The 10,819-nt window shown below is 70.3% G+C and carries 12 protein-coding genes; 7 read left to right on the top strand and 5 right to left on the bottom strand.

The window, feature by feature from the left end:
* The coding region (locus E7Z54_RS05865; RefSeq protein WP_168798185.1) for a pirin family protein at positions 1 to 458 on the bottom strand (458 nt) is incomplete at its 3' end.
* A gap of 16 nt (positions 459 to 474) precedes the next feature.
* On the opposite strand from E7Z54_RS05865, the gene E7Z54_RS05870 reads away from it, so the two are divergent.
* From E7Z54_RS05870 to E7Z54_RS05880, 3 genes are read left to right on the top strand one after another with little or no spacing between them, the layout of a single operon-like run.
* Positions 475 to 1,848 (top strand): GH1 family beta-glucosidase, encoded by a 1,374-nt coding sequence (locus tag E7Z54_RS05870; RefSeq protein ID WP_136432074.1) that lies wholly within the window; start codon positions 475 to 477, stop codon positions 1,846 to 1,848.
* 56 nt (positions 1,849 to 1,904) lie between these two features.
* A complete protein-coding gene (locus E7Z54_RS05875) occupies positions 1,905 to 3,287 on the top strand; it encodes a GH1 family beta-glucosidase (RefSeq protein WP_136432075.1) in 1,383 nt (460 codons plus the stop codon).
* A 10-nt stretch (positions 3,288 to 3,297) separates the two neighbouring features.
* The gene (locus tag E7Z54_RS05880; protein ID WP_136432076.1) at positions 3,298 to 4,263 is read left to right on the top strand and encodes an NADPH:quinone oxidoreductase family protein; all 966 of its coding nucleotides are present in this window, start codon (positions 3,298 to 3,300) and stop codon (positions 4,261 to 4,263) included.
* Between the two features lie 16 nt (positions 4,264 to 4,279).
* On the opposite strand, the gene E7Z54_RS05885 is transcribed toward E7Z54_RS05880, so the two are convergent.
* The gene (locus tag E7Z54_RS05885) at positions 4,280 to 4,804 is read right to left on the bottom strand and encodes a CAP domain-containing protein (RefSeq protein ID WP_136432077.1); all 525 of its coding nucleotides are present in this window, start codon (positions 4,802 to 4,804) and stop codon (positions 4,280 to 4,282) included.
* A 62-nt stretch (positions 4,805 to 4,866) separates the two neighbouring features.
* Positions 4,867 to 5,412 carry a CAP domain-containing protein gene (locus E7Z54_RS05890; protein WP_136432078.1) on the bottom strand — a complete coding sequence of 182 codons (546 nt, stop codon included), beginning with the start codon at positions 5,410 to 5,412 and terminating at the stop codon, positions 4,867 to 4,869.
* 107 nt (positions 5,413 to 5,519) lie between these two features.
* Between E7Z54_RS05890 and E7Z54_RS05895 the strand changes: the two genes are divergently transcribed.
* The 4 genes from E7Z54_RS05895 (at position 5,520) to E7Z54_RS05910 (ending at position 8,258) form a co-directional block, all read left to right on the top strand.
* Positions 5,520 to 7,481: a M13 family metallopeptidase gene (locus tag E7Z54_RS05895; protein ID WP_136432079.1), complete on the top strand. Its 1,962-nt coding sequence runs from the start codon at positions 5,520 to 5,522 to the stop codon at positions 7,479 to 7,481.
* Entirely contained in the window at positions 7,445 to 7,684 is a 240-nt protein-coding gene (locus E7Z54_RS05900) for a hypothetical protein (protein ID WP_136432080.1), read from the top strand. Before E7Z54_RS05895 ends, E7Z54_RS05900 begins: the two co-directional genes overlap by 37 nt.
* A 24-nt stretch (positions 7,685 to 7,708) precedes the next feature.
* Positions 7,709 to 8,014: a DUF2470 domain-containing protein gene (locus E7Z54_RS05905; protein ID WP_136432081.1), complete on the top strand. Its 306-nt coding sequence runs from the start codon at positions 7,709 to 7,711 to the stop codon at positions 8,012 to 8,014.
* Positions 8,015 to 8,075: 61 nt separating this feature from the next.
* A complete protein-coding gene (locus tag E7Z54_RS05910; RefSeq protein WP_136432082.1) occupies positions 8,076 to 8,258 on the top strand; it encodes a hypothetical protein in 183 nt (60 codons plus the stop codon).
* A gap of 43 nt (positions 8,259 to 8,301) precedes the next feature.
* Here E7Z54_RS05910 and E7Z54_RS05915 read toward each other — a convergent pair whose 3' ends face one another.
* Both E7Z54_RS05915 and treZ read right to left on the bottom strand, forming a co-directional pair.
* Entirely contained in the window at positions 8,302 to 8,622 is a 321-nt protein-coding gene (locus tag E7Z54_RS05915) for a hypothetical protein (protein ID WP_136432083.1), read from the bottom strand.
* Positions 8,623 to 8,880: 258 nt separating this feature from the next.
* Positions 8,881 to 10,647 (bottom strand): malto-oligosyltrehalose trehalohydrolase, encoded by a 1,767-nt coding sequence (treZ, locus tag E7Z54_RS05920; protein ID WP_136432084.1) that lies wholly within the window; start codon positions 10,645 to 10,647, stop codon positions 8,881 to 8,883.
* Positions 10,648 to 10,819: the final 172 nt, after the last annotated feature.

Below are 10,819 nucleotides of genomic sequence, written 5' to 3' on the forward strand. Positions count from 1 at the left end.
AGCGGCGCGCCGGGCCCGGCGACGGGCACCAGGCCGGCCGCGGGCTCGGCCGCCACGGGCGTCGAGGCATACGAGGGTTCCCGGCCCGGAGTCTCCGGCGACAGCCAGACCTGCACGAACCGGGCCGGCCCGTCACCGGACGCGACCTCGGAGTGACGCACACCTGACCCCGCCGACAGCAACCCGCACTCACCGGCACCCAGGGTCGCCGACGCGCCGGTCGAGTCACGGTGCTCCACCGACCCGGACACCACCCAGGTGACGATCTCCAGGCCCTGGTGCGGGTGCTCGTCGAAGCCGACGCCGCGGCCGAGCAAGTGGTCGTCGTGGCACACCATCGGTCCGAACGAGACGCGGTCGGGGTCGTAGTGGTCACCGAACGAGAAGCCGTGGTGGCTCAGCCGCCCTGTTGACCGTTCAACGAACCTGCCAGAAGCCCTGCGGATCTCGACGCTCACATGCCAGATTGTGCCCGTGCTCCCGCAGGACCTTGCCGCCCGGTTCCCGGCGGGCTTCCGGTTCGGCACCGCGACCTCGGCGCAGCAGATCGAGGGTGCCTCCACCGCGGACGGACGCGGCTCGAGCATCTGGGACACCTTCGCCGCCGGGGGCGGGCGGATCCTGGACGGGTCCACCTCGGAGACGGCGTGCGACCACTTCCACCGGTACCCCGAGGACGTCGCCCTCCTGAAGGAGCTGGCGGCACCGACGTACCGGATGAGCATCTCCTGGTCCCGGATCCAGCCGACCGGTCGCGGGCCTGCCAACGGCCGGGGCCTCGACTTCTACGACCGCGTCGTCGACGCCGTCCTCGAGGCGGGCGTCCGCCCGATGGTCACCCTGCACCACTGGGACCTGCCGCAGGGCTTGGAGGACGACGGCGGCTGGCTCAACCGCGACACCGCCGCCCGGTTCGCCGACTACGCGGCGGCCGTCGGCGATCGCCTGGCCGACCGGGTCGGGGCGTGGGTGCCCATGAGTGAGCCCGCGGTGGTGGCGTACCTCGGCTACGGCACGGGTGAGCACGCACCCGGCCGGACGCTGATGTTCGACGCGCTGCCCGTCGCGCATCACCTCCTCCTCGCCCATGGCGGCGCCGTCATCGCACTCCGCGCGGCCGGCGCCGCCGAGGTCGGCTGCGCACACAACCACGCACCGATGTGGCCCGCTTCTGACGACCCGGCCGACGTCGGCGCCACCAAGCTCTTCGACGCGCTCTGGAACGGGCTCTTCCTCGAGTCGACACTGCTGGGCCGCTACCCGCAGGACCTGGCGCCGCTGCTGGAGGACGTCGTCCAGCCCGGCGACCTCGCCACCATCCGTCAGCCGCTCGACTTCTACGGCGTCAACTACTACAGCCCGCTCCGGATCGCCGCCGCCCGCGACTCCTCCCTGTCCCCCTTCCAGCTGGTCGAGGTGCTCGGGCGGCCCCGCACCGAGAGCGGCTGGGCGGTCGTACCCGAGGCGCTTCAGGAGTGGCTGATCATGACGCGGGCCCGCTATCGCGCTGCGCTCCCGCCGATCGTGATCACCGAGTGCGGCGCTGCCTACGACGTGGCGCCGCTCGCCGACGGCACGATCGACGACTCGATCCGGATCGAGTACCTCAGCACCCACCTCCAGGCCGTCGCCAACGCGATCGCGGCGGGCGTCGACGTCCGGGGGTTCTACGTCTGGTCGCTGCTGGACTGTTGGGAGTTCGAGGACGGCTTCTCGCCCCGATACGGGCTCGTGCACGTCGACCCGGAGACCCAGCAACGGACGCCCAAGCGCTCCTTCCACTGGTACGGCGCCCTGGTGGCCGCGCACCGCTCCGTGCACCCCGCGACCGCTGACCCGGCAGGCTGACGCATGGCCCTGCGCGTCGGGCTGACGCCGCTTCCGGATCATGCGAGGGTGGCGGAGTGAGGGACAACGGGCGGGGGAGCGCGCCCGGCCTGGCGAATCGGTTCCCGCCAGGTTTCCGCTTCGGCACCAGCACGTCGTCGTACCAGATCGAGGGCGCGGCGGCGGAGGACGGACGTGGGCCGTCGGTCTGGGACACCTTCTGCGAGGTGCCCGGGCGGATCGCCGACGGCTCGAGCGGCGCCGTCGCCTGCGACCACTACCACCGCCATGCCGAGGACACCGGCCTTCTTCGACGGCTGGGCGCCGAGGGCTATCGGTTCTCCATCGCGTGGCCCCGGATCCAGCCCACCGGCAGGGGCCCGGCCAACGCCGCAGGCCTCGACTTCTACGACCGGCTCGTCGACGAGATCCTCGAGGCCGGCGTCCGGCCGATGGCGACGCTGTTCCACTGGGATCTCCCGCAGGGCCTGGAGGACGACGGCGGCTGGCTCAACCGCGCGACCGTCGACCGGTTCGCCGACTACGCCGCGATCGTCGCCGCTCGCCTCGGCGACCGCGTCGCCGACTGGATCCCGATCAACGAGCCGAGCGTGGTCACGCTCATGGGTCACGCAGTCCCGTTCCACGCGCCGGGCCGTGAGCTTATGTTCGACGCGCTGCCGGTCGGCCATCACCTGCTGGTCGCGCACGGCAAGGCCGCGATCGCGCTGCGTGCAGAGGGTGCGGAGAACGTCGGCTGCGCGAACAACCATGCCCCGATCTGGCCCGGCAGCGACGATCCTGCCGATGTCGGCGCGGCCAAGCTCTTCGACGCCCTCTGGAACGGCCACTATCTCGAGGGGATGCTGCTGGGGCGCTACTCCGAGGACCTGTTGATGCTGCTCGAACAGACGATCCGGGAAGGCGACTTCGCGACCATGCGCCAGCCGCTCGACTTCTACGGCGTCAACTACTACAACCCGATGCGGATCGGGGCCGCCCCCGACGACGCGCCGCTGCCGTTCGAGTTCCGTGACGTTCTCGGTTACCCGGTCACCGACTTCGGCTGGCCGATCGTCCCGGACGCGCTGCGGGAGTGGCTGATCATGTTCCGCGCCCGTTACCGCGCTGCGCTTCCGCCGATCGTGATCACCGAGTCCGGCTGCGCATTCAACACCGGCCCGGACGAGAACGGCGCGGTCGACGACCAGGATCGGATCGACTACTACGAGGCCCATCTGACCGCCGTCGCCGAGGCGATCGAGCGTGGCGTCGACGTCGCCGGCTACTACGCCTGGTCGCTCCTGGACAACTTCGAGTGGTCCGAGGGCTACACCCAGCGGTTCGGGCTCGTGCACGTCGACTTCCAGACCCAGCGGCGCACCCCGAAGCGCTCCTTCGAGTGGTACCGCGACCTGGTGGCCGCCCACCGGCGCGGCTCCGGTGAGGGCGACGCGTAGCCTGCGCCCCATGCGCGCCGTCCAGGTCCTCACGCCCACCGGTCCAGCGGATGTCGTCGTCCGCGACGTTCCCGAGCCGAGGCCCGGCCCCGACGAGGTGCTCGTCGAGGTGCATCGGGTCGGCGTCTCCTTCCCCGACCTCCTACTGAGCAGGGGCGAGTACCAGCTCCGCCCCGAGCCGCCGTTCACGCTCGGTGTCGACTACGCAGGCGTCGTGGTGTCCGGCCCGGGATTCGAGCCGGGCCAGCGGGTCGTCGGCGTCGGAGGGTACGGCGGCGCGGCTGAGCTCGTCGCTGGCCCGCGCCACACGACGTTCGCCCTGCCGGACGGGGTCAGCTTCGACGAGGCCGTGGCGCTGCCGATGAACTACCTGACCGCGCTCTTCGCGCTCGACGAGCGAGGCGGGCTCCAGCAGGGAGAGACCGTCCTCGTCCACGGCGCGGCCGGCGGCGTCGGCACCGCCACCCTCCAGGTCGCCAGGGCGCTCGGTGCCCGCACCATCGCGGTCGTCAGCACCGAGGAGAAGGCGGCGTTCGCCAAACGTGCCGGCGCCGACGAGACGGTGCTGGCCGAGGGCTTCAAGGACGCCGTCCTCGAGCTCACCGGCGGCAAGGGCGTCGACGTCGTCCTCGACGTGGTCGGCGGTTCCGCCTTCGTCGACTCGCTTCGGGTGCTCGCTCCCCAGGGCCGGCTCCTCGTCGTCGGCTTCGCGTCCGGTGGGGGGATTCCCGAGGTCAAGGTGAACCGGCTCCTGCTCAACAACGTCGACGTCCGCGGTGTCGGCTGGGGTGCCTATGCCTTCGGGCGTCCGGACTACATGCAGCAGCAGTGGCAGCAGCTCGTCCCCATGATCGAGTCCGGCGTGGTCAGGCCACCGATCGGCAGGGTGTACCCGATCGAGGACTTCGGAACGGCGCTGATCGAGATGGACGCCCGGGCGACGCTCGGGAAGTCCGTGGTGCGGGTCCGCGGCTGACCAACCCGGAGTCGGCCTACCGGCGGCCGAAGTCCTGGGTCCACCAGACCCGACGGTTGAGGATGCCGACGCCGATGCCGACCTCACGCAGGCTGCAGTCGAGGATGTTGCGTCGATGGGTGGGGCTTCGCATCCACGCCCGGACCACACCCCGGGGCGTGCCGAAGCCGACGGCGATGTTCTCCGCGACCTCCCGCCAGTTGAGGTAGTTGGCCAGGGTCAGGCGGCGGCCCAGCCGAGGCTCACCGGGCAGCCGGTGGGCGAGGATCCTGGACCTGGCCATGGCGAAGGTGTGCCTGCGGGCGGCGGTGCGCAGGTTGCGGTTGAACCGCAGCGGTGCGCACCCGTTGGCCACGCGTCGCCGGTTCGTCAAGGCGATGACCCGAGTCTCGAAGTTCGAGTTCACGACGATCCTGCTCTGCATGGCGCGGGAAGGAGCCGGAGCGGCTCCGGCGCCGGACGACGCGAGCGATGTGAGCGATGTGAGCCCGAGAGCCACCAGCATGGAGAGGACGAGGAACTTCACCGAGATCGTCTGCATGGCCGCGATTGTGGACCAAAAAGGTACTTCAGCGCATCCGTCCCACGATGGGGGCCGGGTGCTCACCGCCGGCCGAAGTTCTGGGTCCACCACAGCTGGCCGTTGCTGACGACGACTCCCACACCGAGGTCGCGGAGCCGGCAGTTGAGCATGTTGCGCCGGTGGCCGGGGCTCGCCAGCCACGCCTTCACGACCTCCTCGGGGCTGTCGAAGCCGCGTGCCACGTTCTCGGCGACCAGCCGCCAGGAGCGGTAGCCGGCACGGGTGATCCGGATGCTGAACCGCGGCTCGCCGGGCAGCTGGTGCGACATCTCGTTGTGACGCGCCATCGTCTTGGTGTGGGTCCGAGCCGACCGGCGCAGGCTGTACCTGGCGCGCAGCGGCGCGCAGCCCTTGGCGCTGCGGTGGCGGTTGGTGAGCTGCAGGACCCGGGTCTCGAACGAGGTCTGCACGCGAAGCCTGGCCGGCGTGACTGCCAGTGCAGCCGGCGTGAACGTGACGGCGGCAGGTGCCACCGTCCGCGGCGTCGCCGCTTCAGCAGGGGATGCCGTCGCGCCGAGCACGAGGCCGAGTACGAGCCCGGCGACCAGTCCGATAATCCGTTGCATACCTGGCCCGTCGGCCCACCCGGAGTCGACGTGAGGGCCTGGCCGGGCATCCGGGACCGAGGTCCCACATAGATTGACCGATTGGTGACACGCCCTAGGCTCGGCGCGTGAGCATCCTCGACGACGCCCGACCGGGCATGGACCTCGACATCCGACCCCAGGACGACCTGTTCGGTCACGTCAACGGCACCTGGCTCGCCGAGTCGGAGATCCCGGCCGACCGTTCCAGCTGGGGGCCGTTCGTGCAGCTGGCCGACGAGGCCGAGCAGCACGTGCGGGAGATCATCACCTCGTTGGCCGAGCAGGGCGGGACCACTGGCGCGGACAGCGAGGACGCGCGCAAGATCGCCGATCTCTACAACTCCTTCATGGACACCGAGCGGGTGGAGGCTGTGGGCCTCGCCCCGGCCGAGCCGCTGCTCGCCGCGGTCGCCGGCCTGCGCGACGTGCGCGACGTGGCCGCGTTCCTGGGCGAGTTCGAGCGGATCGGCGGCTACGGCCTGTTCGGTTCCTACGTGAACACCGACGACCGCGACTCCGACCGCTATCTCCTCCACCTCGTTCAGGGCGGGCTCGGCCTGCCGGACGAGTCGTACTACCGCGACGAGAAGTTCGCCGAGATCCGCGAGAAGTACCTCGCCTACCTCGACCGGCTGCTGACCCTCGCCCGGCACGAGGACCCCGCGGGCGCCGCACAGCGGATCCTCGATCTCGACACCGAGCTGGCCAAGGGTCACTGGGAGCGCGCGGAGACGCGCGACGTCCAGAAGACCTACAACCTGCTGACCGGGGAGGAGCTCAAGGCGCTGTGCCCGGCGTTCGACTGGGACGCCTACGTCACCAACCTCGGCGGGCAGCCGACCGGTCGCGGTGCCACGATCGCGGAGGTCGTGGTCCGCCAGCCGTCGTACCTCGCGCACCTCTCGACGGTCCTGGAGACCCTGCCCATCGAGACCTGGCGCGACTGGTTCCTCTCGCGAGTGCTGCGCTCGGCGGCGCCGTACCTCTCCGACGACTTCGTGCAGACCAACTTCGACTTCTACGGCCGGACCCTCTCCGGCACGCCGGAGCTGCGAGCGCGGTGGAAGCGCGCGGTGGCGTTCGTCGAGGGCGCGATCGGCGAGGCCGTCGGCAAGGAGTACGTCGCGCGGCACTTCCCACCGAGCTCCAAGGCGCAGATGGACGAGCTCGTCGCCAACCTGCTCGCTGCGTACCGCGTCTCGATCGAGGCTCTGGACTGGATGACCGCGGAGACCAAGGAGCGCGCCTACGAGAAGCTCGCGACGTTCCGACCGAAGATTGGCTACCCGGCGAGGTTCCGCGACTACACCGCGCTGACTGTGGTCCCCGACGACCTGGTGGCGAACGCCCAGGCGGCGGCAGCGTTCGAGACCGACCGCCAGCTGGCGAAGATCGGCGCGCCCGTGGACCGTGACGAGTGGTTCATGCTGCCGCAGACCGTCAACGCCTACTACAACCCAGGTACCAACGAGATCTGCTTCCCCGCGGGGATCCTGCAGAGGCCGTTCTTCAGCCCCGACGCGCATCCGGCGGAGAACTACGGCGGCATCGGCGCGGTGATCGGGCACGAGATCGGGCACGGCTTCGACGACCAGGGCGCGCAGTACGACGGACACGGCAATCTCAACGACTGGTGGACATCCGACGACAAGGCGGCGTTCGAGATCAAGTCCAAGACGCTCATCGAGCAGTACGACGGCCTCGAGCCGCGCAACCTGCCCGGCGAGCACGTCAACGGGGCGCTGACCGTCGGCGAGAACATCGGCGACCTCGGCGGTCTGACCATCGCTCACAAGGCGTTCTTGATCTCGCAGGGCGGCGAGGCGTCGGTCGAGGACCGGCGGAGGCTGTTCTTCAACTGGGCCTACGTCTGGCGCACGAAGCGGCGGATCGAGCAGGAGCGGCAGTACCTCACCATCGACCCGCACAGTCCGCCGGAGTTCCGCGCCAACATCGTGCGCAACCTCGACGAGTTCCACGAGGTGTTCGGCACGAAGCCGGAGGACGGGCTGTGGCTCGATCCGTCCGACCGGGTCCGGATCTGGTGATCGCGGTGCGGGCAGTCGGGGGTTGCGCGGCCGCGCTGGCGCCGGGGCTGCGCGACTACGTCAAGGACTACGACGACGAGACGGACCTGACCTTCAGCACCTTCACCTCCGACAGCGGTCTTCGCGCGTCCGAGGTCGCCTACGTCGACGCGGACGAGCTGCCCGCCTACGAGATCGCGCGCCAATCCGTACGGATCGCCTAGTAGGACTGATCACTGAGGAGAGCGATGCATACCTTCGACCCCGACGTCGTCGACCAGGTCCTCGCCCACATGAACGGCGACCACCTCGACGACAACCTCCTCATCGTCCGCGCCAACGGCGCCCCGCAGGCCACCGCAGCCTCGATGTCCGACGTGGACGGTGAGGCCGGGACCTGGACCGTCGTGGGTCCCGAAGGCCCTATCGGCGCCGTGCGGATCCCGTGGCCGTCGGGGCCGATCACCCAGCGCGCGGAGATCAGGCGCGAGGTCGTCGCCCTGTACGACGCGGCATGCGCGGCCCTCGGTGTGGACCCCGGGCGGGAGCACTAGCGCCCGCTGGTCGTCCCGCACGGCGACAGGCGGCTTGCCCGGCATCGCCTAGGGTCACGCCATGAACCTCGCGCTTCTGGCTGTGATCGTCCTGCTGGCATTCCTCGTGCTCCTGTGGTTCGGCAGGGGCCTGATCGCGAGAGGCTCGAACGGCCAGGTGGCGAACGGGGCGGTGCTGCTGACGCTCGCAGCCATCATCGGAGCGCTTGCCCTGGGGATGGTGCTGTCGCTCGACGTGTGGTGAATCCGTGCCGCTCGTCCGGATCCTCAGGAACAGACATCGAGTCCTACGGCTGAACACATATCTCGGAGTAGTAGCCGTCCTCCGTGGGTTCCGGGCTGCAATCCAGACCGTCCTCCCACTCTGGGGCACCGTTCTGTCCGGCGCAGCCATCGCCGCCGATCACGACCCACCGGTCTCCTCGCTTGAGGACGTCGTACGAGCCGACATCCTCGCCCTGGGTGACGGCAACGACAACGACCGTCCGCGACCTACGGGTGGTATCGCCGAGGTCGATCTGATCACCGGCCGTTGCCCGCACTGCATCCTCCGGAGTGGCGGCCCACTCCGTATCGGCTGCGGTGAAGTAGCCGCGGCCCCAGCTCATGCATGGATCCCTGATGACCTCTCGGGTCGTCTGATCGTCGGCAGTCGCCTGCGGCTCGGTTGAGCCGCAGGAACTGAGGGCGATCAAGCACACGACTGCGCCTAGAGCGGGCAGCAGTGCTCGATGCCGGACCATGCTTCGACCACCTCCGTACGGGAACCCCGGTCATCGTATTGCGCAGGGCGGGCCCATTGACCGGTTCGGCTCAAGCCGTCACCAAGACCGCTGCGCGACCTCGTCGACCGACGGAGACCCGCCTTATTCGGGTGGGGCCAGCAACGCGCCGGCGTGCGCGGGGAGCGCCACCCGGGTGTCCCGGAGCTCGACCTCGTCGTTCGTGGCGAACAGCACCTCGCGGCCGCCGACCGGAGCCTCGACCGGCGCATCGCCCAGGTTGACCGCGACCAGGAGGTCGTCGCGGTGGAGCAGGAAGAGCCGGGTGGTCTCGTCGACGTCGCAGCGGTTGCTCGTGAAGGCGGGGTCGGTCAGCTGCGGCCAGGTACGGCGCAGCTCGATCAGCCGGCGGTAGGCGGCGAGCACCTCCGCGTGGTCGCCCGACTCCAGCTCCGACCAGTCCAGCTTCGAGCGCAGGAACGTCTGGGGGTCCTGCGGGTCCGGCACCACCGCGGGGTCCCAGCCCATCCGCTCGAACTCGGCGATCCGGCCCTCCGCCGTGGCCTTCCCGAGCTCCGGCTCGGGATGCGAGGTGAAGAACTGGAACGGCGAGGACGCCGCCCACTCCTCGCCCTGGAAGAGCATCGGGGTGAACGGGCCGCAGAGCGTCAGCAGCGCGGCGCACTTGAGCTGGTCGGCGTCGAGGTGCTCGGTGAGCCGGTCGCCGACGGCGCGGTTCCCGATCTGGTCGTGGTTCTGGTTGCACACCACCAGGCGCCACGTGGGCATCACATCGGTGTCGATCGGCACCCCGTGCTCCCGACCCCGGAAGGAGGACCAGGTCCCGGCGTGGAAGAACCCCTCCTCGCAAACCTTCTTCAGCGCTGAGAGCGGCTCGAAGTCGGCGTAGTAGCCGGTCGTCTCGCCGGTGAGGGCGACGTGGACGGCGTGATGGAAGTCGTCGCTCCACTGGGCGTCGAGCCCGTAACCCCTGGCCTCACGGGGGCGGACCAGCAGCGGGTCGTTGAGGTCGGACTCGGCGATCAGCGTCAGTGGCCGGCGCTGGTGCGCCGACAGCGCCGCCACCTCGACGGCCATCTCCTCCAGCAGGTGCGTCCCGGACCCGTCGGCCAGGGCGTGCACCGCGTCGAGCCGCAGCGCGTCGACGTGGTAGTCGGACAGCCACATCGTCACGTTGTCGAGGATGTAGCGGCGCACCTCGGCCGAGCCGTCGCCGTCGAGGTTCACCAGGTCGCCCCACGTGTTGCGTCCCTGCTTGAGGTACGGGCCGAACTCCGGCAGGTAGTTCCCGGACGGGCCGAGGTGGTTGTAGACGACGTCCTGGACCACGCCCAGTCCCCGGGCGTGACAGGCGTCCACGAAGCGCTGGTAGGCGGCCGGCCCGCCGTACGGCTCGTGCACGGCGAACCAGAGGGCGCCGTCGTACCCCCAGTTGTGCTCGCCGTTGAAGGCGTTCACCGGCATCACCTCGACGAAGTCGACGCCGAGGTCCACCAGATGGTCGAGCCGGTCGATCGCGGAGTCGAGGGTGCCGTCCGGGGTGAAGGTCCCGACGTGGAGCTCGTAGACGACGGAGCCGGCGAGCTGCCGCCCGGTCCAGTGCTCGTCCGTCCACGGGAAGGCCGCCGGGTCGAAGCGCCGTGACCACTCGTGGACGGTCCGCGCCTGGCGTCGGGATCGCGGGTCCGGACGTGGGTCGGAGTTCTCGTCGAGCAGGAAGGCGTAGCGGGCGTCGGGCTCCTCCGCGGCCGGTGGCAACTCGCCCCCCGGTGTCCACCAGTCGTCGTCGCCGCGGGTCATCTCGACCATGCCCCCGGCCTCGCCCTCGACAACCAGTCGGATCCGTACGGGTCGGGGCGCCCAGACGTCGTAGGGGCCGCGGCCCGTCATGCGTCGTCCTCCCTCACGAGCAGTGCGACGGGCAGGTGGTCCAGCAGCACGCCCAGCCGCGGCCGTGCCTCGAGCGTGCGGCCGGTCACCAGGTCACACCAGCGGCCCTCGAGGCGGAGGCGCGTGTCGCCCCAGCCGCCGCGGCGCTCCAGCCCGAGCGGCAGCCGGGTCG

It is taken from the genome of Nocardioides sp., from assembly GCF_004803405.1.
Classification (GTDB): domain Bacteria; phylum Actinomycetota; class Actinomycetes; order Propionibacteriales; family Nocardioidaceae; genus Nocardioides; species Nocardioides vastitatis.

What these genes read in the sequence shown, in the direction of transcription:
- E7Z54_RS05880 (WP_136432076.1), top strand. Translation starts at nt 3,298, where the DNA reads ATGCGCGCCGTCCAGGTCCTCACGCCCACCGGTCCAGCGGATGTCGTC.
- E7Z54_RS05885 (WP_136432077.1), bottom strand. Translation starts at nt 4,804, where the DNA reads ATGCAGACGATCTCGGTGAAGTTCCTCGTCCTCTCCATGCTGGTGGCT.
- E7Z54_RS05890 (WP_136432078.1), bottom strand. Translation starts at nt 5,412, where the DNA reads ATGCAACGGATTATCGGACTGGTCGCCGGGCTCGTACTCGGCCTCGTG.
- E7Z54_RS05905 (WP_136432081.1), top strand. Translation starts at nt 7,709, where the DNA reads ATGCATACCTTCGACCCCGACGTCGTCGACCAGGTCCTCGCCCACATG.
- E7Z54_RS05910 (WP_136432082.1), top strand. Translation starts at nt 8,076, where the DNA reads ATGAACCTCGCGCTTCTGGCTGTGATCGTCCTGCTGGCATTCCTCGTG.
- E7Z54_RS05915 (WP_136432083.1), bottom strand. Translation starts at nt 8,622, where the DNA reads ATGAGCTGGGGCCGCGGCTACTTCACCGCAGCCGATACGGAGTGGGCC.
- treZ (WP_136432084.1), bottom strand. Translation starts at nt 10,647, where the DNA reads ATGACGGGCCGCGGCCCCTACGACGTCTGGGCGCCCCGACCCGTACGG.